The sequence below is a fragment of the Massilia scottii genome, assembly GCF_030846495.1.
GTDB classification, from domain to species: Bacteria; Pseudomonadota; Gammaproteobacteria; order Burkholderiales; family Burkholderiaceae_D; genus Telluria_A; species Telluria_A violaceinigra.
The window spans coordinates 219,886-244,177 of the sequence record NZ_JAVCWM010000003.1; the positions used below are offsets into that span (position 1 = coordinate 219,886).

Here is a 24,292-nt window from a genome sequence, read left to right on the forward strand (position 1 = left end):
CGGGGATTCTAGACGAATCATCCAGGCTGGCTCGCCCGTTACGCCACCGCGCCCTCCGCGTGCGCCTGCACGGCTGCCGCGGCCGGCGCGCGCCCGCGCCGCCGCACGTACAGCACCAGCCCCGGCAACTGCAGCAGCACCAGAATGCCGAACGCAGCCTGGTAGGCGCTGACCGGATACTGGTGCAGCACATTGGCTTGCCACAAGCCCAGCACCTGGCCGAAGCCGGCCTGCACCAGGAAGGCGCCGATAAAAATCAGCAAGTTGAGGCAGGTAGCGGCGCGCCCGGTCAGGCTGGCGGGCATGCTCTGGGCCACGATCGCATACTCGATGCCGGTGATGGTGCCGATCAGGGTAAACAGCACCGAGAGCGTCTGGAAGCTCGGCTTGAAATTGAGCACCATGCCGATCTGCACCAGCAGGAACAGGCCGATGCCGATGGCCGCCACGTCGAGCGGTTTGACGCCGCGCCGCCCGGCCCACTCGGTCAGCATGCCGACCGCGATGGCGCCGAAAATGACGGCGGCCATGCTCAGGTACAGCAGGTACGCCACGGCGGCGTCGGAAAAATGCGCCACGTCGGACAGCCAGCGCCCTATCCACAAGCCCTGCAGGCCGAAAAACACGGCATGCGGAATGAGCATGAGCGAAATGGTCTTGCGAAACGCCGGATCGCGGTAGACATCGAGGATCGATTGCAAGGTCGGCGCCGGCGCCTTGGGCGCGCTGGCGGCGGCGCGCGGGGTCACCAGCCAGATCAGCAAGCCGACGCAGGCGGCCAGCGCGCCGAGCACGATGAACAGGCCGCGCCAGTCGGTGAACTGCAGCGCCAGGCGCACCGGCAGGGTGGCCGAGGCCGCGCCCAGCCCGCCCACCGCGATCAGGTAGCCGTGCACCGACGGCAAGCGGTCCGGTGCGATCCAGCCGGAGATCGACTTGACGGCCGACATGAAACAGCCGCCCAGCCCGAAGCCGATGACGGCGCGCGCCACCACCAGTTCCGCGAAGCTGTTGCCATGAGCGAACATGAGGGCGCCGCTGCCGGCCAGCAGCATCAGCACCAGTTGCACCTTGCGCGGTCCGTAGCGGTCGAGCGCGATGCCGACCGGCAGCTGCACCAGCGCGAAGGAAAAGAAAAAGGCACTGGTGAGCAACCCCAGCTGCCCGGAGGTGAGCGAGAGCGACTGCACCAGGTTAGGCGCCAGCACGGCGTTGACGGTGCGCAGCAGCGAGGACAGGTAATGTCCCAGCGCAAACGGCAGGAACACGGAGAAAAAAATGGCCAGACCGGACAATCCCTTGTGCTGCTGCGCGCCTCGCATCATGCTTCTCCCCGGCCTCAGGCGGCGTCGGTCTGCTTGCTGCAGCCGCCCGCGCCGGCCCGCTGCGCCGTCGTGATCGGAATCACCTTGCCGGCCGGCGCATGCACGGCGCCATCGTCCTCGCTTTCAAAGAAGAATTTGCTCTTGCCGAAGGCCGGCACCAGGTGGTCCATCCAGGTTGCCTTGTCGTCGAACTTGGCGAAGAAGGGCTTGCGCACCCAGTCCGGATTGCGCGCCTGCAAAAATTGCAGAGCGAACAGTTTTTCGCCATTGATGGTGACCACGCCATCGATCACGACCTTGCCGGGGAAGGCGCTCATGGAGGGCCCGCGCACCGTGCGCGACAGGCCCGACACCATCTGGTAGGCCGACTGGAAGATGTCGTGGGCGCGCGCCAGCGGCAGGGAAAAGTACTCGCTGGGGCCGGTGTCGCGTTCGACGAACATATAGTAGGGAATCGCGCCCAGGCGCACGCCGGTGGTCCACAGCTCGGCCCAACTGGCGGGGTCTTCGTTGATGTGGCGGATCAGCGGGCCTTGCATGCGCAGGGTGGCGCCGGTCGAGACGATGCGCTTGACCGCCTTTTGCGCCATCTCGTTGCGCAGTTCGACGGCGTGGCTGTAGTGGCCCATGATGGCCAGGTTCTTGCCGGAGGCAACCACCTTCTCGAACAGGCGCATCAGGTCGTCGGCATCGCGGTCGGTGACGAAACGCTGCGGCCAGTAAGCCACCGCCTTGGTGCCGATGCGGATGTTCTGGATGTGCGCCAGCTCGGGCACCAGCAGCGATTCGAGAAAGCCCGCCAGCGAACGGGTATTCATGATCATCGGGTCGCCCCCCGTGATCAGGACGTCGGTCACATCCGGATGGGTGGCCAGATAAGCCACCAGTTCGGTCGTTTCGCGCGCATCGAACTTCATGTCGTCCATGCCGACGAATTGCGGCCAGCGGAAGCAGAAGGTGCAGTAGGCGTGGCAGGTCTGGCCGGCGCTGGGGAAGAACAGCACCGTTTCCTTGTACTTGTGCTGCAGGCCGCGCAGCGGGGCGTCGTTCACGCGCGGCACGTTGTGGGTCATCTGGCCGGCCGGATGGGGATTCATGCGCATGCGGATCGTGTGCACCAGCTGGTTGATGGCCGTTTCATCCTTCTTGTACAGCACCAGCTCGCGCAGCCGGGCGTATTCCTGGGGCTGCAGCATGTCGCGGTGCGGAAACACCAGGCGGTAGATCGGATCGTCCGGAATATTGCTCCAGTCGATCAACTGGTCCATCACATATTCATTGGTGCGAAACGGCAGCACCCGCGAGACCACTTCCACCGCTTCCTGCAGCTCGGGCGACATGAATTGCCACTGACGCGCATTGGCGATCGACTGGCGGGTGTAGGGCTTGAATTTGGGGGGCGAAAGATCGGTCACGACGGGCTCCTGAACGGGGTGGGAAGGCAGAAAATCATCATATGCTTGCCCTGAAGAATCAAATTGCCTTAAATCAATATGACGAAGCAACGTTGTTCTTGTGCCCGCACAAGCGGCCTGGAGTGTGGCGTGCGCGCATCCTTCGCCTCGCCCTTGACATTGCGCAATCGGCTTCGGAAGCGGGGGCGTAGATTACGCAATGCACCCAAGCAACACCCCTCCATTCCTGAAAGGATCTGCCATGAAATTGCTGCTGACCGCCACCGCCCTGTGCTTCACCTTTGCCGCCGGCGCCGCCGGCGCCGCCGACCCCACCGAAAAAGACGCGATTGCCATGGTCGAGCGCGGCGTTGCGCTGATCAAATCCAAGGGCAAGGAAGAAATGGTCAAGCGCATCAACGCCAAGGACAAGGATTTCGTCCAGGGCGAGCTGTACATCGACATGCGCGACCTGCAGACCGGCATCGTGCTGGCCCACCCGATCAATCCCTCGATCGTGGGCAAGGACCTGACCGACGTGCCCGATGCGAACGGCAAGAAATATCGCCGTGAAATCATCAACCTGGGCCAGTCGAAGGGCAAGGGCTGGGTCGATTACCAGTACAAGAACCCCACCAACGGCAAGATCGAACCGAAAACCACCTATATCCAGCGGGTCGACGATGTGGTGCTGGAAGCGGGCATTTACAAGAAGTGATGCACCTGGAATGCGGGCGGCATCTGCCGTCCGCGCAACGTACTGTCGGGAGTAAGGCATGCTGAACAAACTGCGTATCGGGCCCAAGCTGCTGCTGGCCCCCGCTCTGGTGCTGATTTTGCTGATGCTGGTGGCCGCGGGCGCCTGGTACGGCATGGTGCGCCAGAATGCTTCACTGGAAAAAATGGTGCTGGTGCACGCCACGCGCCAGAAAGCCGCGGCCGACGTGGCCGGCGACGCCAAGCATGCGCACGCCAATATCTATCAATTGCTGGCCTGGATCAACGGCAGCTTCGCCCAGTCGCGCGTCGATGCGCTGACCGCCGACATCGGCAAGAAGCACCGCGCCATCGCCGACCAGCTGACTGCGCTGGGGCAGATGGCCGACCCGTCCGAGAAAAAGCTGATCGAAGCGGCCGGCGTCACGCTGGCGGCCTACCGCAAGGGGGTGCTGGAAACCATCGAAATGGCGCAGATGGACCAGTCGATCGCCACCAACTCGATGCAAAAGGCCGAGAAGGAATTCGTCACGCTCAGCGCCAGCCTGGGCCAGCTGGCGTCCCTGGAAAAGACCCTGGCCGAGCATGCCTACGCCGAGGCGCGCGAACAATTCCGCTCGCTGGTGGGGGCGATGGCGGCACTGGTGCTGCTCTCGATCGGCCTGTCGCTGCTGGCCACGATGCTGGTGCGGCGCGGCATGCTGGCCGACATCCGCGCCATTGCCGGGGTGGTGGGCGACCTGGCCGAGGGGCGCCTGACGGTGGGCACGCCGAACCGCGGCCGCGATGAAATCGCCGACACCTCGCGCGCGCTGGACCACACCATCGCCAACCTGAACCAGACCTTGCGCACGGTGCTGACCTCGGTGCACTCGATCGACACAGCCTCGAAGGAAATCGCCACCGGCAACCTGGACCTGTCGAGCCGCACCGAAATGCAGGCCGGCTCGCTGGAACAGACCGCCAGCGCGATGGAAACGCTGACCCTGGCGGTGAAGGAAAACGCCAGCAATGCGCGCCGCGCCAACGACCTGGCGTCCAGCGCCGCCACCCTGGCCGCGAGCGGCGGGCAGGCGGTCGAACGGGCGGTGACGACCATGGCCCAGATCAAGGCCAGCTCGGGCAAGATCGTCGACATCATCGGCGTGATCGACGGCATTTCGTTCCAGACCAATATATTGGCGCTGAACGCGGCGGTGGAAGCGGCGCGCGCCGGCGAGCAGGGCCGCGGCTTTGCCGTGGTGGCGGCCGAGGTACGCACCCTGGCGCAGCGCTCGGCGGCGGCGGCCAAGGAAATCAAGACCCTGATCGCGGCCTCGGTCGCCATCATCGACGGCGGCAGCGCCTCGGTCAATGAAGCGGGCAGCAGCATGGGCAATATCGTCGCCTCGGTCAAAGAGGTCAACGAGATCATCGAGCGCATCAGCCTGGCCAGTTCCGAGCAGGCCGAAGGCATTGCCGAAGTCAATATGGCGGTCGGCCAGATGGATTCCATGACCCAGCAGAACGCGGCACTGGTGGAGCAAGCCGCGGCCGCGGCCGAAAGCCTGCACGAGCAGACGGTGAACCTGTCGCGGGCGGTATCGATCTTCCAGATCGATGCCGGTCCGGAGGACGAGCAGCAAGACACCGGGCAGGCCGACCTGCACGGCGACCCGGATGCCGGCTACCGCGAACCGGCCGAGCGGCGCGCGGCGTCGAGCAGGATGCGGGCGGTAGGCGCGCGCGGACTGTCGGCGGCGGCGCGCGAGGCAGCCGGACGGCGCGCGCTCTGACGTTGCGCGGGCTCAGCGTGGCCCGGCCAGCGTGGCCCGGCTCAACGTGGCCCGGCTCAGCGTGGCCCGGCTCAACGTGGCCCGGCTCAACGTGGCCCGGCTCAGCGGAACGGCTTGCTCACGAAGCGCGAGCCGGCCAGGCCGAAGCGCCAGGGCACGTCCATGGCCCTGGAAATGCCGATCCGCGGTCCGGCCACCACCACGACCGGATCGCCTGGTGCGCTGAGGGCGAACGGCGGCGCATCGAGCGCCAGCGCGTTATGGGCGCGCGTCACGCCCAGCGCCTGGCACAGTTTGCCGGGTCCGGAGCACAGCAGGCGCACATCGTCCAGGGCGCGCCGCTCGCGCATCACGCCGATGCCCGCCAAAGGCTCGAGCGCGCGGATCAGCACCCCGGCGCCATGGCCATGGTCGCGGCAGACGAAGTTGAGGCACCAGTGAATCCCGTAGGAGCGGTACACATAGGCATGCCCGGGCGGGCCGAACATGGCCAGATTGCGCTCGCTCGGACCGGAAAAGCTGTGCGACGCCGGATCGTCGCGGTCGTAGGCCTCGGTTTCGACGATGCGCCCGCCCACGCCATCGACCAGCAGCACCACGCCGATGAGCTGGCGCGCCACCTCCTGCGACGGCGCATGAAAATCGATGCCCGCCAACTGTGTCTTTGTCTGCATTTTCATAAGAAACAATATTACCTTGCCAAATTGGCGCGCAATGTGCGGCCGGGCACCAAACAGATCCGTCCGGTGTGACGCTACCCCAACACTGAAGAAAGATTCTTTTCTGATGGCGACAAGATCAGCCACAGTCAGGCAGACTGGTTTATAGTGACCCATTGCAAGAGATTCCTCACGGAAACTAATCTTCGATATCATATGAGCAACCCAGCCGCCCTAGCCACCTCCTCCGACGACCCGGTCGACGCCCTGATCAGGTCGATCCGGATTCCGCCGCGTCCGAGCCTGCTGGCCGACCTGCAGCGCGAACTGATGTCGGAAGACCCGTCGCCGGCCACCATCGGGCGCATCATCGCCAGCGACGTGGGCATGTCCGGGGCGCTGCTCAAGCTGGCCAATTCCTCCTTCTACGGCGGCAAGCGCAAGGCCAAGTCGATCGAGCAAGCGATTTTGTTTCTAGGAATCAACCAGGTGGCCGCCCTGATGACCGGCCTGCTGGCGCGCCGCACCATCGGCGCCGACCACGCCTCGCTGGCCAGCTTCTGGGACCTGTCGACCCGGCGCGCCCAGGCCATGGTCTACCTGTCGCGCCGCCTGCGCATCGGCGAAGCCGACGTGGCCCACACCTTCGGCCTGTTTTGCGACACCGGCGTGCCGCTGCTGATGCAGCGCTTTCCCGGCTACGCCGCCACCTTCGCCGACGCGGCCAACGACCCGCTACGCCCCTTCACCGCGCTCGAAGATGAACGCCACAGCACCAACCACGCCGCCATCGGCTGCCTGCTGGCGCGCAACTGGGGCCTGTCGAGCGAGGTCGCCTGGGCCATCCTGCACCACCAGGACTACGCCGTGCTCGAAGACGAAGCCACCGACGACGCCGTGCGCGCCCTGGTGGCGCTGTCGCTGCTGGCCGAAAGCGCCATCCAGCAGTACCAGGGCCACGGCGGCTCGCTCGAATGGGACAAGGGCGGCGCGCGCGCCAGCGCCTACCTGGGCCTGTCGGACGACGACATCACCGACCTGCTCGACGAACTGCACGATTCCTTCCACGGCGAACACTAGACTTTCGCGCGCGCGGCGACGATACTGAAAGCCAGACTTCAGGAGGCGACGATGAGACGACTTGCCAGCTTGGTCATCTGTACCCTTTCCTTGCTGGGCAGCGGCTGCGCGGGCCTGCGCGTGCCGGCTCCGCTGCCGCTGCCGGCGGTCTTCAGCGATGCCTCGTTCGCGCCGCCGCCGGCGGCGGTCGGCCCGGAACAGCTGTTCGTGCTCAGTCCCGCCATGCGCGCCTATGTCGAGAGCCCCGAATTTGCCACCGTGATGCGCAAGCTGGGACCGGAGCGCGGCCTGGTCGAAGCGCTCTACACCAAGGGCGAACTGAAACTCGAATACGACGCCAGCGTCACCCGCAACGCCGCCGAAACGTTCGACGCGCGCATGGGCAACTGCCTGTCGCTGGTCGTGATGACGGCCGCTTTCGCCAAGCACCTGGGACTGGAGGTGCAGTACCAGGACGTGATGACCGACGACGTCTGGACCCGCAACGAAGGCCTGTATTTCGCCAGCACCCACGTCAACCTCTCCATGGGCAAGCGCCGCGCGGCGCAGGCGCGCGGCGTGACGGCCGACGAGCGCATGCTGACCATCGACTTTTTGCCGCCCGAAGACAGCGCGCGCTACAACACGCACACGATCGAGGAGCGCATGATCGAAGCGATGTTCATGAATAACCGCGCGGCCGAGGCGCTGGCCGGCACGCGCCTCGACGAAGCCTACTGGTGGGCGCGCGCGGCGGTAGCGCACCTGCCCACCTTCGCCACCCCATACAACACCCTGGGCGTGATCTACCAGCGCCACGGCGACAATCCGCTGGCCGAACGCGCGTTCAAGGCCGCCCTGACCCTGGAACCGGAAAGCACGATCGCCATGCACAACCTGGTGCCGGTACTGTCCAAACTGGGCAAGGCCGAGGAATCGAAGGCGCTGGCGGCGCGCCTGGCCGCGCTGGAACCGACCCCGCCCTACCACTGGTTCCACCTGGCGATGAAGGCGATGCAAGAAGCGCGCTATGGCCAGGCGCGCGACCTGCTGCACAAGGAAGTGCGGCGCGCGCCCTTCAACCACGAGTTCCACTTCTGGCTGGCGATCGCGCACTGGCGCCTGGGCGAGGGCACCGCGGCGCGCGACGCCCTGGCGCTGGCGCTCGACAACAGCACCACGCGCGCGGCCACCGAGCGCTATTCGGCCAAACTGGCCTTCCTGCGCTCCCAGATCGGCAACCGCCAGCGCGCTTACTGAGCGCCGCTTCCTGTACGTAGAAGTCGCAACTGGCGCGCCCGGCGAGCGCCGGCCTATAATCGATGCTCGTCCATTCTTAGCGAGCCTCCATGCGCAGCGACCTGCCCGCCCTGATCATCATCGACATGCAAAAAGCCATGGCCAATCCGGCCGCCGGCCAACGTAACAACCCCGATGCCGCGGAGCGCATCGCGCGCCTGCTGGCAGCCTGGCGCGCCGCTGACGCGCCGGTGGTCCACGTGCGCCACATCTCGCGCACGCCGGGCAGCCTGTTCTGGCCCGGCCAGGCCGGCGTGCAATTCCAGGATGCGCTCGCGCCCCTGCCATCCGAACACGTGGTCGAGAAAAACGTCCCCGACGCCTTTATCCATTCCACGCTCGAACGCTGGCTGCGGGTGCGCGGCGTCGAGCGCATCGTCATGGCGGGTGCAAGCACCAACAATTCGGTCGAGGGCAGCGCGCGCAGCGCCGGCAACCTGGGATTCGACACCACCGTGGTGGCCGACGCCTGCTTCGCCTTCGCCTGCACCGACTACGCCGGCCAGGCGCGCAGCGCCGACGAGGTGCACGCGATGGCGCTGGCCAACCTGAACGGCGAATACGCCACCATCAGCGACAGCGCCAGCGTGCTGCGCGAGCTGGCCGCCGTCTGACGATTCCCCGCCAATTCATCAATAGGTCATAAACAGGCTCTAGACTTCCAGCCATCGTTCACTGGAGCCTTCATGACCTCAACCCTTTCACGCCGCGGCTTTCTCACGCGCGGCGGCATCATTGCCGGCGGCACGGCGCTCAACGGTTCGCTGCTGCTCTCGGCCTGCGGCGGTTCGGACTCCCCCGCCCCTTCCGTGATCCCGAGCGAAGCCGAACGGCCCAAGCTGCCCTCCGGGATCCAGTTCGGCGACGTGACCGGCGAGCGCGCCGTCATCTGGAGCCGCAGCGACCGCAACGCGCAAATGATCGTCGAATACGATACGAGCGAACGCTTCACCAACGCCAGCCGGATCGTCGGCCCGTACGCCACCGAGGCCACCGACTTCACGTCGCGCGTCGACTTGTCTGGCCTGCCCGCCGGCCAGACCGTGTTCGTGCGCGTCAGGTACATCGACCCGGCCAATGGCCGCATCGAGAGCGAAGCGGTGTCGGGCCAGTTCCGCACCATGCCGCAGGCCGACGGCAAGCGCGCCATCCGCTTTCACTGGAGCGGCGACCAGGCCGGCCAGGGCTGGGGCATCAACACCGACTTCGGCGGCGTGCGCATGTACGAATCGATGCGCAGGCGCGATCCGGATTTCTTCATCCACAATGGCGATACCGTCTACGCGGACGGCCCGATCGCGGCCGAAACGAAGGCCGAAAACGGCCAGATCTGGAAAAGCCTGGTGACCGAGGAAGTGAGCAAGGTCGCCGAAACGCTCAAGGAATTCCGCGGGCGCCATGCATACAACATGCTGGACCTGAACTTTCGCAAATTTGCCGCGCAGGTGCCGCAGATCTGGCAGTGGGACGACCACGAGGTCACCAACAACTACAGCGGCGCCAAGAACCTCTCTGCCGACGCGCGCTACAAGGAAAAGAACGTCGCCCTCCTGGCCGAACGGGGCCGCCGCGCGTTCCTGGAATACGCGCCGATGCGCTATTACAAACAGGCCGAACCCCAGCGCATCTACCGCAGCATTGCGTACGGCCCGCTGCTGGACGTATTCGTGATCGACATGCGCAGCTACCGCGGTCCCAACAGCACCAACCTGCAGACCGAGGAAAACGCCAGCTCGGCGCTTCTGGGCTCGGCGCAGGTGGACTGGCTGATCGCCGAACTGACTGCCTCGAAGGCCACCTGGAAGGTCATTGCGTCGGACATGCCGATCGGGCTGGAAGTGGCCGACGGCAAGGACGCCAGGGGCGTGGCGATGTGGGAAGCCGTGGCCAATGGCGTCAGCGGCCCGGCCTCGGGGCGCGAGCTGGAAATGGCGCGCCTGCTCAAGGGTATCAAGGCGGTGCCCAACGTGGTCTGGATCACGACCGACGTGCATTACTGCGCGGCCCATTACTACGACCCGGCCAAGGCGCATTTCACCGACTTTGCGCCGTTCTGGGAATTCGTGGCCGGCCCGATGAATGCCGGCGCCTTCGGCCCGGGCAAACTGGATATGACGTTCGGCCCGACCGAAGTGTTTTCCAAGTCGCCTCCGGTCCAGAATGCGTCGCCGTTCGCCGGCTACCAGTTCTTCGGCGAAGTCAATATCGACCCGCAGTCGAAAGCGATGAAGGTCGAACTGCTGGACCTGAACGGGGTGACGCAGTTCAGCAAAACCCTGCCGGCGGCCGGCATTTAAGCCGCCACCGCCTGCGCTCCGGCGCGCGCAAGCTGGTGGCGCATCAGCTGGAAGTACAAGCCATCCTGCTGGGCCACCAGCTGCGCGTGCGTGCCCTGCTGCGCCAGCCGGCCCTGATCGAGCACCAGGATGCGGTCGGCCTTGACGATGGTGGAAAAGCGGTGCGCGATGATGATCGTGGTGCGCCCCTGCATCAAGGTGTCGAGGGCGCGCTGCACCTGCAGTTCGCTGGCCGAATCGAGGGCGCTGGTCGCTTCGTCGAGAATCAGGATGCGCGGATCGCGCAACAAGGCGCGCGCAATCGCGATGCGCTGTTTCTGCCCGCCCGACAGTTGCGCGCCGCGCTCGCCGACCACGGTATCGTAGCCGCCGGGGAAGCCGCTGATGAAATCGTGGGCGAAGGCCAACGTCGCCGCTGCCTTCACCTCGTCCAGCGTGACTTCGCGTTCGGCGACCGCGAACGCGATATTCTCGAAAATACTGCCTGAAAAAAGCGATGGCTCCTGCTCCACGATCGCCAGCTTGCTGCGGATGCCGGCCAGCGGCATGGCGCCCGCCTCGACGCCATCGAAGGCGATGCTGCCGCTGTCGGGCTGGTAAAAGCCCAGGATCAGGCTCGCGATGGTCGATTTGCCGGCGCCGGACGCGCCCACCAATGCAATGGTTTCGCCGGCGGCGATGGAAAAACCGATGCCTTTGAGCGCTTGCGCGTCGGGCCGCTCGGGATACGAGAACACCACATCGTTAAAGGCCAGATTGCCCTGCAAGCGCACCTCGCTGTTTGCTTCCTTTCCCGCCGCCGTCCGCGCTGCGCGGTCGGCGTTGACGACCTCGAAAATCCACTCGGTGGCGCCGATGGTGCGCATCCACGCGTTCCAGAATTCACCGATGGCGCCGGCCGCTTCCGTCACCATGCTGGCGTACAGGATAAAGGCGGTCAGGTCGCCCACCGACAGCACGCCCTGGCCGATCAGGCGCGCGCCGAACCACAAGGTGCCCAGCAGCGCCAGGTACACGAGGAAGGACGAGCCGCCCCGAAACAGCGCAAACAGCGCGCTGCTCGACACCGACAGCGACAGCGCGTGTTCGGTGGCGCCGGCATAACGGGCGCGCGCGGTGCGCTGCTGGCTGAAGGCGTGCACCAGGCGGATGTTGGAAAAATGTTCGTGCGCGACCTTGCCGCACTCGGCCTGGCCATCCTGCATCAGGCGCGCGCGCTTGCGGTACACCTTGCCCGTCATCTTGCCGATGATGAGGGTGGCCGGCAAGAAGAACACCAGCATCAGGCACAGCGCCGGCGAAATCGTCAGCAGCATCACCACCCCGCCGATGAACACGCACAGACAGCGCAGCGACACCGCCATCCCCATGGTCAGGGTGTCGTGCAGGACTTCGACATCGGCCGTGAGGCGGTTATTCAGTTCGCCGACGTGGTGCTTGTCGAAGAAGCGGATCGGCTGCCCGATCAGCGCCGCGTACAACTGGCGCCGGATGCGGGTGACGATCATGTAGCCGGTCGACTCGAAAATGTAATAGCGCGCGGTGGCCGCCACGGCCTGCACCGCGAGCACGGCCAGCATGATCAGCGCCAGTGAGCTGAACCAGGCCATGTCCTTCCGCACATTGATGTTATCGATGAAGTACGACAGCGCCTTGGGATAGGCCAGCTGGATCAGCACCGTGATGGCCATGCACACCAGCCCGGCGCACAGGCGCGCGGCAAAGGGGCGCAGCAGGCGCAGGCGATCGAGGTGGGGCGACGGCCGGCTCACGCGCTTGCCTCGCTGGCGATGCGTACCTCGTCCATCTGTCCGGAAAAACTGCGCCAGTCGTCGTCGCCGATCATGCCGCGCGCGTCCAGGGTGCCGGCCTGGCTGACGAACAGATACGACGGCGACGACATGACGGGATTGAGCATTTCGTAGTCGGCGGCGGCCACGCGCAGGGTGCTGCCGGCCAGCGAGGTCGCCTGCAGGAAGCGGCGCAGGCGCCATGCCGGTTCCAGGCTGACCAGCCAGATCGCCAGGCCGGCGTCGCGCGCCAGCGGCGCCAGGCGCTCGATCTCGGGCAGCTTCTGGCGGCATTTGGGGCAGGCGCTGGACAGGAACAGCAGGACCGCCGGCTGGCCGTCGCCGCCAACCGCGACCGGCGCGCCGCCGGCCAGCGGCTTGCCGGTGAAGGCGGGAACCGGTTCGCCAACCGGCAGCATCGACGCCGCCCTGGCGGCCGTGCTCAGGCTATTGACGACTTTCGACAGGCGCAACGACAGCGTCAGGTTCAGTGCCACGCTCAGTGCCAGCAGCAGCAGGATGAGGGCCAGGACGTCGCCGTCCATCATGCGCTCCGTTTCAGGGCGCGGGCCAGATCGTGGAAGCCGATAGCGCCGATCGTGCCGGTGAGCGCCAGCGCGGCGGCCAGCGCGCTCTCTTTCTTGCCGAAAGCCGCATCGCCGGAAAGGGCGAGGCAGGCGCCGATACTGGCGATGATCAAGCCATTGCGCAGCAAATCGTAGCCGGAGACCGGCCGTTCGCTCTCGCCGAAGCAGCTGCATTTGACGCTGCCTTCGACCACGTAGCGATAGCCTACCAGCGCCGTCACCAGCACGAACAGCAGCAGGGCGCCGGCCATGCCCGCGCGCCCGATGCCGCCGCCGGCGAGAATGAGGGCGGCAAGCAGCGCTTCGGCCGCGACCAGCGCGGGCGCCAGGATCGTCGCCGCCTGCCGCGGCAGGCCGAAGGAGCCGGCCAGGTTATTGGCGAAAGCGGCCAGCGTGCGTAATTTGCCAAGGGCGGCGCAGGCGAGCAAAAAGGCGGTGAAGAAGCGGATGATCTCCGCGAGGTAGGGCGCGGCGCTCATACGGCTCTCTGGCTCCAGCGCGGCAAAAAGCCGCCGCTGCGGTGTTCGCGCAGCATGCCGCCGTCGCGCGTGGCCAGCAGCACATCGTTCCACGGCGCCTCGGCCGATTCGCGCAGCCCGCCGCCCACCAGCGCTTGCAGCGCGCGCGAGATGGCCCAGGCGCGCTCCTCCACTTCCGGCTCGCGCCGGATCGTCAAGCCGAGTTTTGCAAGCTCCTCGCGGGTCAGCGCATAGTTATGCGAGTAGTAGCCGAACATCAGTTCCTTGACCACGTCCAGGCGGAACGTTTCGGTTTTACCGGGCATCTGGAAGCGCAGCAGCTCTTCGCCGATCTGCATGACTTCCTGCGTGGTGCGGTAGAACGCGGTGAGGGTCGGCGGAAAGATGCTGTTGCACAGAAGTCCCAGCGACTGCAGGCGCGCCTCGTCGGAACTGACGCCGAACCATTCCTCGCTCATGGCGCCGAACATCTTGATGTCCTGGCATGAGAACGAGGAGGCGGCGCTGTCGTCCCCGGTGCCGCCATGCAGGTGCGGATCGATCGGCGAGAACATGGCCAGGTCGCCGGCGATGATTTCGTCGGCCGCCAGCGCCAGGATGGTGGCCGAGGATTCGCAGTGATAGGGCACGATGAAACCCAGGTGGTCGGTGAACTGGCGCAGCAGCAGTGCAATACGGCGCGCCGCGTTGACGATGCCGCCGCGGCACTGCAGCACCACGTCCAGGCGCGGCACGCGGCCGATGCCGCGGCACTGTTCATACAAGGCAGGCAGGATCTCCAGGTCCAGATTCGACGCCGCGAACACCAGCACGCGGCTGGTGCGCAGCGATTCGATCTCCTTGATGTGATCACGCACGGGAAAGCGGGCCGGCTGGGTCATGCGCACTCCTCAATGAGTCGGTCGGCCAGCGCGTCGAGCATCGCGAATTCGGGAATCAACTGCTCGACATAGAGAAACTGGCCGACGGGATTATTTTCGAGAAAAACATAGTCCTGTTCCGGCGTGACGATCAGGTCCAGCGCGCTGTAAGGCAGGCCGTAGCTGCGCGCGAACGCCAGGCAGCGCTCGCGCACCGCGTCCGGCAAGATGGTCGCCTCGTACAGGATATCGGCCGACATATCGCGCGAATCGATGGCGGTGCGCTGGTCGTCCTGCGAATGGATTTTTGCCGCGAACACGCGCTCGCCGATGATCGTCACGCGCAGTTCGTATTGCTTGGGGATGTACTGCTGAAAATGACAGGCCAGTTCGCCGACCGATTCGAGCTGTTCAAGCATGGCGTCGTCGACGAGGGTGGTGCCGATGCCGGAAGCGACGCGCTCGCCGCCGGCCAGGTCTTCGCCACCGAGGTTGGGGCTGGACAGGGCCTTGAAAATCATGGGGCCGTCGAAACTGGCGCGGAAGGCTCTGACCTCGGCCGGCGAATTGGTCGTCAGCGAGGCGGGGATGCGAAACCCCATGCGCGCGGCGCGCTGCAATTGCTCGCCCTTCCACATGGCGCCGCGCAGGGCCAGCGGATGGCTCATCCAGAAGCAGTCGAGCGTGTAGAACATGCCGAACAGGGCCTGTTCGGTTTCCCCCTTCGCGTAGATGCGTTCCTGGATGCCGAGGTCGGGGCTGAGAAAGGAGAATTCGGCCGGCTTGCGGCTCCAGAGCGCGCCCACGTCGGCCAGATCGAGCGTCACGCCCGACGGCAGGTGGCGTATCGACTGGCGCAACGAGCCGGCGGCAAACCACTGGGACGTCTGGTAATCGCGCGGGAAGGCGTCGAGATCGAGGCGGAAGGCCGCAACTCCCTTGGCCTGCAGGATGGGAATGAGCAGGTCGACGTGCAGGTCCGAGCTGTTACTGACTATTAAAACCTTTTTCGCCATATGCACTTTGAAGAGGTCCGCAGAAACAGCCCTGCCCGCAAGGGGCAGGGCCGGGCACATTCAATCGCTTAGCACCACACGCCCAGATCGCGGCCCCAGTAACCGTCTGCGCGCTGATCTTCGCCGGAACAGCCGGCACTGGCGACGCCGTCGCGCAGTTTCCATTGCGGCGCAGGTTTGGCTTCCCTGGCTTTCTTTTCCGCCAGCGTTTCCGCGAGTTTGAATGCAAACAGTTTGGTGTTCTCGTGCTTTTCCATGGACCGGTCTTTCAAAGAATAGTGAAGTGGACGACAGGGCTGCGAATAAAAAAAGCCCTGCGATGAGCAAGGCTTTTTATCCGTCGGATCGGTCAGCAATAGATGCCGTTGTCGCGGCCCCACCGGCTGTCGCCGCGGGCATCCGGACCGGAGCAGCCGGCGCTGGACACGCCTTCGCGTGCCTGCCACTGTGGTGCGGGTTTTGTTTCTTTGTTTTTTTTCTCGGCCAGCTTGAACGCGAACGTTTTCATTCCATTTTGATTTTTCATTTTCGTATCTTTCTAAAAATAGCGAAATTCAATCCAACGGTGTACCACTTATAGTGGCAGAGAAATGCTAATCGTATGCAAACCTTGCGTCAAGATAAATATTATTCTTTGCTTAATGCACATTGCATAATTGGTTGAAGAATCGTGTATCGATAATGCGCGGGAAGATCGTGGCGGCTCGGTCGCGAGCGAACTATTTCAAGAGATCATCAGCCAACGTTTTCCACACCATTAATTTTTCCGGATACGGCGCGGTGTACGCCGGGCTGCTCGACGGCAAGGGCACGATACGGTAGCGCTGCGCGTGTTCGCCCAGCGCTTTCATGCCCAGCCGCGCCGCCGTGCCGCCATTGAATGCAATCGTCCTCAGTTGCGGCAAGCTGTCAAGCAGCCCCACCAGATCGTTACCGACATGGCCGCGAATCTGGCTGTCGAGACTGCCTTCACGCCTGGCTTGCGCCACCACATCCCACAGGCCGATCCCATGCGCCAGCAAGGCCTGCAGACGTGCCTCGTAGCCGAGCGCCACCAGATCGACGCCGGTGATCGCGGACATCAGCGTCCAGAAACGGTTCTGGCGGTTGCCGTAATATTGCTGCTGCGCGAGCGAGCGCTCTCCCGGCAGGCTGCCGAGCACCAGGATGCGGGTGTGCGCGTCGGCCACCGGCGCGAAACAGCGCTTGAGCGCCGCCGCGTCGGCGTCGTCCGTGGAAGGCAAGAAGTCGTTCATGGCAGCGATTCTAGCAGCCCGCCGGACAGGTGTAGAATCGACCGGCAAGCCAACCACAACAACAAAATCGGAGACTCCCATGGACCAAGCTGCCCAGCCGCGCGCCATCGATATCTTGCTCGCCAAATATAGCGAGAGCCACCTGAACCACACCAATGAACTGATTCACTTCGTCTGCGTGCCCGTGATCGTGTTCACCCTGCTCGGCATTGTCTGGTGGATACATCCATTCGCGGCCGTGGCCGTCACGCTGCTATCGCTGTGCTATTACTTCAAGCTCTCCAAGCCGTTCGCGGCCGGCATGCTGGCGATGTCGGCCGTGATGCTGGGCCTGCTCAGCCTGATGCCGCCGGCCGCCGTGCTGCCGCTGTCGCTGGCCATCTTCGTGCTGGCCTGGATCGGCCAGTTCATCGGCCACAAGATCGAGGGCAAAAAACCATCGTTCTTCGACGACCTGCGCTTCCTGCTGATCGGCCCGCTTTTCGTGCTGAGCTTCCTGTACCGGCGCCTGCACCTCGCGTGGTAAGCATGTCCGTGTACTGACCTTGTATGGCGATGACGGGCAGGAAGTTGCGAATGCACATATACTTTCCGCATGTCATCTCCACTCCTCTTCGCGATCGCGGCCCTGATCTGGGGCTCCACCTTTTTTGCCATCACCTTGCAGCTGGGCGAAGTCGCGCCGGCGGTGTCGGTGGTGTACCGCTTCGGCCTGGCGTCGGCCACCCTGTTCGCCTGGTGCCTGCTACGCGGCGACAAGCTGCATCTGCCCTGGCGCGCCCAGCGCTGGGTGCTGCTGCAGGGCTTCTTCACCTTTGCCCTGTCGTATGTGTGCACTTACGGTTCCGAGCAATACCTGGTGTCCGGACTGGTGGCGGTCCTGTTCGCGCTGATGGTGTTCTGGACCCCGATCTGCAGCCGCATCGCTTTCGGCACGCCGATTTCATGGCGCACCTGGGCCGCCGGCATGATTGCCATCGTCGGCGTGACGATGCTGTTCTACCACTCGATCGCCGGCGCCTGGAAAGAGATCGTGGGCGGCGGCACCGGCCACTTCCTGCTCGGGCTGGTGCTGGCCCTGGTCGCCACCATTGCCAGCTCGGCCGGCACGGTAGTGGTGGCCAAGGTGCGCGAGCAATCGTCGAACCTGTTGCTGACCATGGCCTGGTCGATGTTCTGGGGCACCTCGATGGTCATCGTCTGGGCGCTCGCGACCGGGCAGCCATTCGTGCTGCCGGGCGCGCCGCGCTACTGGATGGCGCTGCCGTTCCTGTCGCTGTTCGGCTCGGTCATCGCCTTCCACGCCTACTTCACCCTGATTAACCGCATCGGCTCGCAGAAGGCCGTCTACATCGGCGTGGTCACGCCCGTCATTTCGGTGCTGCTGTCGATCCAGCTTGAACATTACCGGCCCGGCCCGGTCGAATGGCTGGGCATGGCCGTCTGCCTTGCCAGTGTTGCCTGGGCGCTGCGCTCACCGAGCCCCGCTGCTGCATCTTCATCTTCCACCACCCCCGCGCCGGACGCCAGTCTGGCCGCCATTCCCGAGGTTCCATGAATACCGACAACACCTTCAGCATCCGCCCGGCGCAAGCGTCCGACGTGACCCATATTTACGGCATGATCGTCGAACTGGCCGTGTTCGAAAAACTGGAACACCTGGTCGTGGCCACCGAAGCGCAGCTGCATGACGCGCTGTTCGGCGCCCGTCCCTCCTGCGAAGCGCTGGTCGGCGTGGAAAACGGTGAGGTAGCCTGCTTCGCCTTGTTCTTCCACAATTTTTCCACCTTCCTCACGCGCAAGGGCCTGTATCTGGAAGACCTGTACGTCAAGCAAGTGCACCGTGGAAAAGGTTACGGCAAGCAAATGCTTGCCGCGCTGGCGCAACTGGCGGTGGAACGTCAGTGCGGCCGCTTCGAATGGTCGGTGCTGGACTGGAATGAAAACGCCATCAACTTTTACAAAAGCGTTGGCGCGCAAATCCTGCCGGACTGGCGTATCTGCCGCGTCGACGGCGATGCGCTGGGCAAGCTTGCCGGGTCCTGAAAAGAAAAAGCCCACGGGCTAAAATCACCGTGGGCAAACCCATTTTTTTAGAATGGGGAGGGGAGACTGGAGTCAATCTACGGCTTCACTATAGTTGGCGGCTGCCGTAATTTCCTATGCCTTTACAATTGCTTACCTCTGTTTAAAGCGGTAACTTGTTGTAAGCAATTATTATCCTCCTGAAAACGGCGCGTTTGACGCGGCGCAAACGATGGCGCGGGCGTCCGCGCCGCGCAAGGCTAGCGGCGGCGCGCGATCAAGCGTTCTCCTGCTTCAAACAGCCCCTGTGTCAGCAAAGCCAGCAGCGCTGCCGGAATTGCGCCGGCCAGCAACATATCGTTATCGTTGAGCGCGAGGCCAATCGTGATGCGCTCGCCGAAACCGCCGGCCCCGATAAAGGCCGCAATCGTGGCCGTTCCCACGCTCATCACCGCCGCTGTCTTGATGCCCGCCAGAATCACCGGTAGTGCCAGCGGCAGCTCGACATCGACCAGCGTCGCGCGCCGGCCCAGCCCCAGCGCCTGCGCCGCCGTGCGCAAGCCCTGCGGCACGCCCAGCAGGCCGGTGCAGGTATTGCGCACGATCGGCAGCAGCGCGTAGACGAACAGCGCCACCAGCGCCGGCACGGTGCCGATCATGCCCAGCAGCGCAATCAACATCGCCAGCAAGGCCAGCGCCGGCACCGTCTGCAGCACGCCGGCCAGCGCCAGCACCGTCTGCCGCAGGCGCGGCGCGAAAGCGGCGACGATCCCGAGCGGAATGCCCACCAGACAGGCCAGCACCACCGATACCACCACCAGCACCACGTGCTGGCGCGTCAGGGTCCACAGGCTGGCGTCGAACATCTTGCTCATCAGGCCAGTGCGCGCTGGCCCTTGCGCAGCCGCGGCCGGGGTCAGCCAGTTTTTGGCCACGGCCGCAAAACTCTTCCCTTCCAGTTCGACTTGCGCGTTCATGGCGATCATCTGTTCGGCCGTGATGCGCCCTTCCAGTTGCGCGATGGCCGCCCACGCCTTCGGGAAGCGCTGCGGCGCATCGAGCCGGTACAGCAGCATGGCGTCGTAGCGCGGAAAATATCCCAGGTCGTCCTTGAGCACGCGCAGGCCGTACTGGCCGATCTTGGCGTCGGTCGAGTAGATGTCGATCACGTCCACCTGGCGCTGCGCCAGGGCCTCGTAGGCGATGCCGTGATCGAGGCCGCGCGGCGTATGCGGCAGGCCGTAGCGCTGCTTCAAACCCGGCCAGCCATCGGCGCGGCCGATGAATTCGTGCGACAGGCCGAGCTTGAGTGCCGGCTGGCGCGCCAGGTCCGACAGGCTGTCGACGCCTTCGCTGTCGGCCCGCATGGCCAGCGCATAGGTATTGTTAAAGCCCAGCGGCACCGCCACGCCCAGCCCCATGGGTTTGAGGGCCGCGCGCATCTGTTCGAGCGAACTGGCGCTGGTGTTCTTGAGGATTTCGAGATCGATCGTGCCCCTATATTCGGGATACACGTCGATGCTGCCTGCCTGCAGCGCGGCCAGCACGATGGCCGTATTGCCCAGGCCCTGGCGGTGCTCGGCCTGGCCGTGGGCGGCCGCGGTCTGGGTCAGCACCTCGCCCAGGATATACGACTCGGTAAAGCGCTTGGAACCGACGCGCAGGGGTTCGCTGTCGGCCGCCGTGGCGGCGCCTCCGAGGACCAGCGTAAAGACAGATAGCCAGCGCAAGGCCGTGGCAAAAAAGGTGCGCACGGCACTCTCCCGAAAATTTAGTCGGGCAAGCTTACCACCGGTTTGCGCAGCACGCCCGCGTTGACCACCGCGCGGCAGGGATTGAAACCGATCGCGTACGACAGGTCGGCCGGACGGGCAATATCCCACAGCGCGAAGTCGGCGCGCTTGCCGACCGCCAGCGAGCCGATGTCGGCAGCGCGGCCGAGCGCGCGCGCGGCGTGGATGGTGGCGCCGGCCAGCGCCTCCTGCGGCGTCACGCGCCACAGGGTGCAGGCCATGTTCAGCGCCAGCAGGATCGACGTCATCGGCGAGGTGCCGGGATTGCAGTCGGTGGCCACCGCCATCGGCACGCCGGCCGCGCGCAGGGCCGCCACCGGCGGCGGCATGGTATCGCGCAGGAAGTAGTAAGCGCCCGGCAGCAGCACCGCCACCGTGCCGGCGGCCGCCATGGCCTCGATGCCGGCGAGGCTGAGGTGTTCCAGGTGATCGGCCGAGAGCCCTTCGAAGCGCGCCACCAGTTCGGCCCCGCCCTGGTCCGACAACTGCTCCGCGTGCAGCTTGACCGGCAGGCCGTGGCGCCGCGCCGCCTCGAAAATGCGCTCGGTCTGGGCGCTGGAAAAGCCGATGCGCTCGCAAAAGGCGTCGACCGCGTCGGCCAGGCCCAGCGCCGCCAGCTGCGGCAGCATGCGCTGGCAGATCTCGTCGACGTAGTCGTCGGCGCGGCCGGCGAATTCCGGCGGCAGCGCGTGCGCGCCGAGGAAGGTGGTCGACACGCTCACCGGCAGCACCTGCCCGACGCGGCGCGCCGCGCGCAGCATCTTGGCCTCGTCGTCCAGGCTCAAGCCGTAGCCGGACTTGATTTCGAGCGTGGTCACGCCTTCGGCCAGCAGGCTGGCCACGCGTGCAAGGCTCTGGCGCAGCAGTTCGTCTTCCGACGCGGCGCGGGTGGCGCGCACGGTGGACATGATGCCGCCGCCGGCCTTGGCGATGTCTTCATAGGTGGCGCCATTGAGGCGCGCCTCGAATTCGTCGCTGCGGTTGCCGGCGTGGACGATGTGGGTGTGGCAGTCGACCAGGCCAGGCGTGAGCCAGCAGCCGCCGCCATCGTGCACCGTGGACGCCGGCGGCGCCTCGCCGCGCGGCCCGAGCCAGGCGATGCGCCCGTCGGTCACCGCGATCGCGCCGTCACGCAGTTCGCCGTAGCCGTGCTCCATGGTGGCCAGGTGCACATTGGTAAAGAGGGCATCGCACATCGTCATCGGCTAGTCCCGGTCAAAGTAAATATCGACGATGAAGATCGTCGCCTGGCCCGCTTCCAGCGTCCAGATGGCGTCGCCCTCGAACAGCACCGCGTCGTAGCGCACCATGCCGATCCGTTCGTCGTCGCTGCTCACTTCCAGGCTGTCGCCTTCGGCCAGGAACAATACCGTCACGTCGGCGCGCGTGGCAAAGCCGGACATGCCCGACAGGCTGCGCCTGCCCAGCTGGTGATGGCAGCGCGCGCGCCGCGTCATGACATTGAAATCCGTGGTGGGCTGCGCCCCGACGGTGGCGATCACCTGCGATTCGCCGGCGAACTCCACTACCGGCTCGTCTTCGCCGAGCACGAAGCGGCCGTCGCCATCGATATCGAGCGTCACGCCCGGGCCGTCGACCAGCGCCAGGGTGCGGTCGATGCCGGGAAAGACCGAGAACGGTCCGCTGCCGGCGATGGTGGCGAGACTGATGCGCCAGTCAAACGTGTCGAGCCCCGCCTGCGGCGGCGAGACCGCGATTTCGGTGGTACTGCCGCCGCCGTTCTTCCACGGCGACGCTTCCAGGCTGGCAAAAGGAATCAGGACGGTCATGGTCGTAGCTTGCGCAGTTCGGCGATGGTCTGTTTGTAGCGCTGCGCAATCGCCGTTTGCGCAATGTGCTCGTGATTGCGCACGACCCAGCGGCCGCCCACCATCACATCCCGGACAAGATTGTCGTTACCGCAGAAAACCAGGCTACCCAGCACATCGTCCGCGCCGATGCCGGCCAGGTTCGCCGAATCGCTGTCGAGCACCAGCAGGTCGGCCCGTTTGCCTGCCGCCAGCGCGCCCACCGGGCGCCCGCTGGCCAGCGCGCCGCCCTGCAAGGCGCCCTGCCACAAAAAGTCGCCGACCCGGCGCTGGGCCGGCGACGACGCCACATTGCGCTTCTGGTGCAGCAGGCGCTGGCCGTATTCGAGCCAGCGCAGTTCCTCCACCGGCGACTGCGATACATGGCTGTCGCTGCCGATGCCGATATGCCCGCCGGCGGCCAGGAATGGCGCCAGCGGGAACAGGCCGTCGCCCAGGTTCGCCTCCGTGGTCGGGCACAGGCCCGCCACGGCGCCGCTGGCGGCCAGCGCGGCCACCTCGCCATCGTCCAGATGGGTGGCGTGCACCAGGCACCAGCGCGCGTCCAGCGCGACTTGTTCCATCAGGTGGCGCACCGGGCGCTGCCCGGTCAATCCCAGGCACTGCTCCACTTCGCCCTGCTGCTCGGCGATATGGATGTGCAGCGGACGGCCGGCCGGCAGCGCCGCCAGCACCTCGCGGATCTGCCCGAGCGAGGCCGCGCGCAGCGAATGCGGTGCCACGCCAACTTCGACCTGGCCGCTGCGCAGAGGTTCAAGCGCCTCGACGATGCGCAGCACGTCGGCGGCATCGGTACGGAAGCGCTGCTGCTCCGGCGCCAGCGGTTTTTCTCCAAAGCCGGCGTAGCTGTACAGCACCGGCAGCATGGTCACGCCGATGCCGGTCATTTGCGCGGCGGCGACGACGCGTTCGGCCGTTTCCGCCGGCCGCGCGTACATCGCGCCGCCCTGGTCGCGCTGCACGTAATGAAATTCGCACACCGAGGTATACCCGTGGCGCAGGCATTCGGAAAACAGCTGCGCGGCGATGGCCTCGATATGTTCTGGCGTGATATTGCGCGCAAAGCGGTACATCAGCTGGCGCCAGGTCCAGAAGCTGTCCGGCCCCTCCCCCGCGGTTTCGGTCAGGCCGCCAAGGGCACGCTGGAAGGCGTGCGAATGCAGGTTGACCATGCCCGGCAAGACCAGGCCGGCCAGCGGCTCGCCGTCGTGCTGCGCGCCGGGCGTGACGGACAGCAGCGTGCCGCCGGCATCCCACTCGAGGCGCACGTCCGCCTGCCAGCCCTGCGCCAGCAATGCCTGGCGCGCGAACAGGACGCGCGGCTCGCTCATGAGCGCACCCAGCCCACCGCGGCTTCGGTGAGCTTGCGCAGCAGCGGCTGGACCTCGGCCGCAATCTCGGAACGGTATGCGAACGGCGCGCTTTCATCCATGTACAGGACCTGGCACATCTCGAGCTGGATCGCATGCACGTTCACGTCCGGCTGGCCGTAGTGGCGCGTGATGTAGCCGCCCTTGAAGCGCCCGTTGACGGCGACCGAAAAACGGTCCTGCGCCTGCGCCACGCCCACCACCGCCTGCTCCAGCCCCGGCGCGCACGAAGTGCCCTGGGCGGTGCCGAAATTGAGGTCCGGCAGGCGTCCCTCGAAAAAGCGCGGCACCACCGAGGCGATCGAATGGGCGTCCCACAGCACCACCCTGCCGTGCAGCGCCAGCAGGCGATCGATTTCCGAACGCAGCTGGCGGTGATACGGTTGCCAATAGCGGATCAGGCGTCCGCGCACGTCGTTCTCGTCGGGCGCCTGGCCTTCCCGGTACAGCGCCGTGTTGGCGAAGGTGTCGACCGGACAAAGCCCGGTCGTATCCAGGCCCGGATACAGGTTGGTGTCTTCCGGCGGGCGATTGACGTCGATCACATAGCGCGACCAGCGCGCCGCCAGGGTCGACGCACCCATCTCGCCCAGGAAGCCGTACAGCTGCGCCAGGTGCCAGTCGGTGTCGGGACGGGCCAGCGCGTCGGGCGACAGGCGCGCCGCGATGTCGTCCGGGATGTCGGTACCCACGTGCGGCATCGACACCAGCAAAGGAATACTGCCCGCCTTGAAGTCAAAATCCATGATCACCCACCTTTAC

The 24,292-nt window shown here is 65.5% G+C and carries 26 protein-coding genes; 9 read left to right on the forward strand and 17 right to left on the reverse strand.

The genetic code is table 11. The annotated features are described in order from the left end of the window. Positions 1-38: 38 nt before the first annotated feature. Both RBA41_RS05170 and RBA41_RS05175 read right to left on the reverse strand, forming a co-directional pair. Positions 39-1,325: an MFS transporter gene (locus RBA41_RS05170; protein ID WP_306621706.1), complete on the reverse strand. Its 1,287-nt coding sequence runs from the start codon at positions 1,323-1,325 to the stop codon at positions 39-41. A 14-nt stretch (positions 1,326-1,339) separates the two neighbouring features. Further along, entirely contained in the window at positions 1,340-2,740 is a 1,401-nt protein-coding gene (locus RBA41_RS05175) for a KamA family radical SAM protein (protein WP_306621708.1), read from the reverse strand. Positions 2,741-2,981: 241 nt separating this feature from the next. Here RBA41_RS05175 and RBA41_RS05180 point away from each other — a divergent pair, with 241 nt between their 5' ends. Both RBA41_RS05180 and RBA41_RS05185 read left to right on the forward strand, forming a co-directional pair. After that, positions 2,982-3,437, forward strand: a complete 456-nt coding sequence (locus tag RBA41_RS05180) for a cache domain-containing protein (protein ID WP_306621710.1) — start codon at positions 2,982-2,984, stop codon at positions 3,435-3,437. A gap of 58 nt (positions 3,438-3,495) precedes the next feature. After that, complete coding sequence (locus tag RBA41_RS05185; RefSeq protein ID WP_306621712.1) at positions 3,496-5,211, forward strand: methyl-accepting chemotaxis protein; 1,716 nt, start codon at positions 3,496-3,498, stop codon at positions 5,209-5,211. Positions 5,212-5,223: 12 nt separating this feature from the next. Here the strand turns inward: RBA41_RS05185 and RBA41_RS33420 are convergent, their stop codons facing one another. Further along, positions 5,224-5,301, reverse strand: coding sequence for a pentapeptide repeat-containing protein (locus RBA41_RS33420; RefSeq protein ID WP_374709494.1), 78 nt, complete (start codon positions 5,299-5,301; stop codon positions 5,224-5,226). Between the two features lie 11 nt (positions 5,302-5,312). After that, positions 5,313-5,891 (reverse strand): DNA-3-methyladenine glycosylase, encoded by a 579-nt coding sequence (locus RBA41_RS05190; RefSeq protein WP_306621714.1) that lies wholly within the window; start codon positions 5,889-5,891, stop codon positions 5,313-5,315. A 195-nt stretch (positions 5,892-6,086) separates the two neighbouring features. Here RBA41_RS05190 and RBA41_RS05195 point away from each other — a divergent pair, with 195 nt between their 5' ends. From RBA41_RS05195 to RBA41_RS05210, 4 genes are all read left to right on the forward strand, one after another. Then, a complete protein-coding gene (locus RBA41_RS05195) occupies positions 6,087-6,950 on the forward strand; it encodes an HDOD domain-containing protein (RefSeq protein WP_306621716.1) in 864 nt (287 codons plus the stop codon). A gap of 51 nt (positions 6,951-7,001) precedes the next feature. Next, a complete protein-coding gene (locus RBA41_RS05200) occupies positions 7,002-8,189 on the forward strand; it encodes a tetratricopeptide repeat protein (RefSeq protein ID WP_306621718.1) in 1,188 nt (395 codons plus the stop codon). Between the two features lie 89 nt (positions 8,190-8,278). Then, the gene (locus RBA41_RS05205; RefSeq protein WP_306621720.1) at positions 8,279-8,842 is read left to right on the forward strand and encodes a cysteine hydrolase family protein; all 564 of its coding nucleotides are present in this window, start codon (positions 8,279-8,281) and stop codon (positions 8,840-8,842) included. Positions 8,843-8,914: 72 nt separating this feature from the next. Next, entirely contained in the window at positions 8,915-10,525 is a 1,611-nt protein-coding gene (locus tag RBA41_RS05210) for an alkaline phosphatase D family protein (protein WP_306621722.1), read from the forward strand. Here RBA41_RS05210 and RBA41_RS05215 read toward each other — a convergent pair. The 8 genes from RBA41_RS05215 to RBA41_RS05250 all read right to left on the reverse strand — a co-directional run bounded on the left by RBA41_RS05215 (position 10,522) and on the right by RBA41_RS05250 (position 16,513). Beyond that, complete coding sequence (locus tag RBA41_RS05215; RefSeq protein ID WP_306621724.1) at positions 10,522-12,297, reverse strand: ABC transporter ATP-binding protein; 1,776 nt, start codon at positions 12,295-12,297, stop codon at positions 10,522-10,524. The genes RBA41_RS05210 and RBA41_RS05215 overlap by 4 nt on opposite strands. Continuing rightward, positions 12,294-12,860: a TlpA family protein disulfide reductase gene (locus RBA41_RS05220; RefSeq protein ID WP_306621726.1), complete on the reverse strand. Its 567-nt coding sequence runs from the start codon at positions 12,858-12,860 to the stop codon at positions 12,294-12,296. The genes RBA41_RS05215 and RBA41_RS05220 overlap by 4 nt, the downstream gene beginning before the upstream one ends. Then, complete coding sequence (locus RBA41_RS05225) at positions 12,860-13,381, reverse strand: MauE/DoxX family redox-associated membrane protein (protein WP_306621728.1); 522 nt, start codon at positions 13,379-13,381, stop codon at positions 12,860-12,862. Before RBA41_RS05225 ends, RBA41_RS05220 begins: the two co-directional genes overlap by 1 nt. Next, the gene (locus tag RBA41_RS05230) at positions 13,378-14,262 is read right to left on the reverse strand and encodes an SDH family Clp fold serine proteinase (protein ID WP_306621730.1); all 885 of its coding nucleotides are present in this window, start codon (positions 14,260-14,262) and stop codon (positions 13,378-13,380) included. The genes RBA41_RS05225 and RBA41_RS05230 overlap by 4 nt, the downstream gene beginning before the upstream one ends. Beyond that, on the reverse strand, positions 14,259-15,257 hold the full coding sequence (locus tag RBA41_RS05235) for an ATP-grasp domain-containing protein (RefSeq protein ID WP_306621731.1): 999 nt from the start codon (positions 15,255-15,257) through the stop codon (positions 14,259-14,261). The genes RBA41_RS05230 and RBA41_RS05235 overlap by 4 nt, the downstream gene beginning before the upstream one ends. A gap of 68 nt (positions 15,258-15,325) precedes the next feature. Then, complete coding sequence (locus RBA41_RS05240) at positions 15,326-15,613, reverse strand: hypothetical protein (protein WP_306621733.1); 288 nt, start codon at positions 15,611-15,613, stop codon at positions 15,326-15,328. Then, on the reverse strand, positions 15,607-15,783 hold the full coding sequence (locus RBA41_RS05245; RefSeq protein WP_306621735.1) for a hypothetical protein: 177 nt from the start codon (positions 15,781-15,783) through the stop codon (positions 15,607-15,609). Before RBA41_RS05245 ends, RBA41_RS05240 begins: the two co-directional genes overlap by 7 nt. A gap of 193 nt (positions 15,784-15,976) precedes the next feature. Beyond that, positions 15,977-16,513, reverse strand: coding sequence for a DNA-deoxyinosine glycosylase (locus RBA41_RS05250; RefSeq protein ID WP_306621737.1), 537 nt, complete (start codon positions 16,511-16,513; stop codon positions 15,977-15,979). 79 nt (positions 16,514-16,592) lie between these two features. Here RBA41_RS05250 and RBA41_RS05255 point away from each other — a divergent pair, with 79 nt between their 5' ends. From RBA41_RS05255 to RBA41_RS05265, 3 genes are all read left to right on the forward strand, one after another. Then, on the forward strand, positions 16,593-17,039 hold the full coding sequence (locus tag RBA41_RS05255) for an Mpo1 family 2-hydroxy fatty acid dioxygenase (RefSeq protein ID WP_306621739.1): 447 nt from the start codon (positions 16,593-16,595) through the stop codon (positions 17,037-17,039). 69 nt (positions 17,040-17,108) lie between these two features. After that, on the forward strand, positions 17,109-18,071 hold the full coding sequence (locus RBA41_RS05260) for a DMT family transporter (protein WP_306621742.1): 963 nt from the start codon (positions 17,109-17,111) through the stop codon (positions 18,069-18,071). Continuing rightward, positions 18,068-18,559, forward strand: a complete 492-nt coding sequence (locus tag RBA41_RS05265; protein WP_306621744.1) for a GNAT family N-acetyltransferase — start codon at positions 18,068-18,070, stop codon at positions 18,557-18,559. Before RBA41_RS05260 ends, RBA41_RS05265 begins: the two co-directional genes overlap by 4 nt. 239 nt (positions 18,560-18,798) lie before the next feature. Here RBA41_RS05265 and RBA41_RS05270 read toward each other — a convergent pair whose 3' ends face one another. From RBA41_RS05270 to hutG, 5 genes are read right to left on the reverse strand one after another with little or no spacing between them, the layout of a single operon-like run. Then, entirely contained in the window at positions 18,799-20,292 is a 1,494-nt protein-coding gene (locus RBA41_RS05270) for an ABC transporter permease/substrate-binding protein (protein WP_374709485.1), read from the reverse strand. Between the two features lie 17 nt (positions 20,293-20,309). Beyond that, positions 20,310-21,527, reverse strand: a complete 1,218-nt coding sequence (hutI, locus tag RBA41_RS05275) for an imidazolonepropionase (protein WP_306622052.1) — start codon at positions 21,525-21,527, stop codon at positions 20,310-20,312. A gap of 9 nt (positions 21,528-21,536) precedes the next feature. Next, the gene (locus tag RBA41_RS05280) at positions 21,537-22,121 is read right to left on the reverse strand and encodes a HutD/Ves family protein (RefSeq protein ID WP_306621746.1); all 585 of its coding nucleotides are present in this window, start codon (positions 22,119-22,121) and stop codon (positions 21,537-21,539) included. After that, the gene (locus RBA41_RS05285) at positions 22,118-23,491 is read right to left on the reverse strand and encodes a formimidoylglutamate deiminase (protein WP_306621747.1); all 1,374 of its coding nucleotides are present in this window, start codon (positions 23,489-23,491) and stop codon (positions 22,118-22,120) included. Before RBA41_RS05285 ends, RBA41_RS05280 begins: the two co-directional genes overlap by 4 nt. Continuing rightward, on the reverse strand, positions 23,488-24,276 hold the full coding sequence (gene hutG / locus RBA41_RS05290) for an N-formylglutamate deformylase (protein ID WP_306621749.1): 789 nt from the start codon (positions 24,274-24,276) through the stop codon (positions 23,488-23,490). The genes RBA41_RS05285 and hutG overlap by 4 nt, the downstream gene beginning before the upstream one ends. Between the last annotated feature and the right edge of the window lie 16 nt (positions 24,277-24,292).

Coding starts and splice junctions, on each gene's coding strand:
- RBA41_RS05170 (WP_306621706.1), bottom strand. CDS start 1,325: ATGATGCGAGGCGCGCAGCAGCACAAGGGATTGTCCGGTCTGGCCATT.
- RBA41_RS05180 (WP_306621710.1), top strand. CDS start 2,982: ATGAAATTGCTGCTGACCGCCACCGCCCTGTGCTTCACCTTTGCCGCC.
- RBA41_RS05185 (WP_306621712.1), top strand. CDS start 3,496: ATGCTGAACAAACTGCGTATCGGGCCCAAGCTGCTGCTGGCCCCCGCT.
- RBA41_RS05190 (WP_306621714.1), bottom strand. CDS start 5,891: ATGAAAATGCAGACAAAGACACAGTTGGCGGGCATCGATTTTCATGCG.
- RBA41_RS05195 (WP_306621716.1), top strand. CDS start 6,087: ATGAGCAACCCAGCCGCCCTAGCCACCTCCTCCGACGACCCGGTCGAC.
- RBA41_RS05200 (WP_306621718.1), top strand. CDS start 7,002: ATGAGACGACTTGCCAGCTTGGTCATCTGTACCCTTTCCTTGCTGGGC.
- RBA41_RS05205 (WP_306621720.1), top strand. CDS start 8,279: ATGCGCAGCGACCTGCCCGCCCTGATCATCATCGACATGCAAAAAGCC.
- RBA41_RS05210 (WP_306621722.1), top strand. CDS start 8,915: ATGACCTCAACCCTTTCACGCCGCGGCTTTCTCACGCGCGGCGGCATC.
- RBA41_RS05220 (WP_306621726.1), bottom strand. CDS start 12,860: ATGGACGGCGACGTCCTGGCCCTCATCCTGCTGCTGCTGGCACTGAGC.
- RBA41_RS05225 (WP_306621728.1), bottom strand. CDS start 13,381: ATGAGCGCCGCGCCCTACCTCGCGGAGATCATCCGCTTCTTCACCGCC.
- RBA41_RS05230 (WP_306621730.1), bottom strand. CDS start 14,262: ATGACCCAGCCGGCCCGCTTTCCCGTGCGTGATCACATCAAGGAGATC.
- RBA41_RS05235 (WP_306621731.1), bottom strand. CDS start 15,257: ATGGCGAAAAAGGTTTTAATAGTCAGTAACAGCTCGGACCTGCACGTC.
- RBA41_RS05245 (WP_306621735.1), bottom strand. CDS start 15,783: ATGAAAAATCAAAATGGAATGAAAACGTTCGCGTTCAAGCTGGCCGAG.
- RBA41_RS05250 (WP_306621737.1), bottom strand. CDS start 16,513: ATGAACGACTTCTTGCCTTCCACGGACGACGCCGACGCGGCGGCGCTC.
- RBA41_RS05255 (WP_306621739.1), top strand. CDS start 16,593: ATGGACCAAGCTGCCCAGCCGCGCGCCATCGATATCTTGCTCGCCAAA.
- RBA41_RS05260 (WP_306621742.1), top strand. CDS start 17,109: ATGTCATCTCCACTCCTCTTCGCGATCGCGGCCCTGATCTGGGGCTCC.
- RBA41_RS05265 (WP_306621744.1), top strand. CDS start 18,068: ATGAATACCGACAACACCTTCAGCATCCGCCCGGCGCAAGCGTCCGAC.
- hutI (WP_306622052.1), bottom strand. CDS start 21,527: ATGTGCGATGCCCTCTTTACCAATGTGCACCTGGCCACCATGGAGCAC.
- RBA41_RS05280 (WP_306621746.1), bottom strand. CDS start 22,121: ATGACCGTCCTGATTCCTTTTGCCAGCCTGGAAGCGTCGCCGTGGAAG.
- RBA41_RS05285 (WP_306621747.1), bottom strand. CDS start 23,491: ATGAGCGAGCCGCGCGTCCTGTTCGCGCGCCAGGCATTGCTGGCGCAG.
- hutG (WP_306621749.1), bottom strand. CDS start 24,276: ATGGATTTTGACTTCAAGGCGGGCAGTATTCCTTTGCTGGTGTCGATG.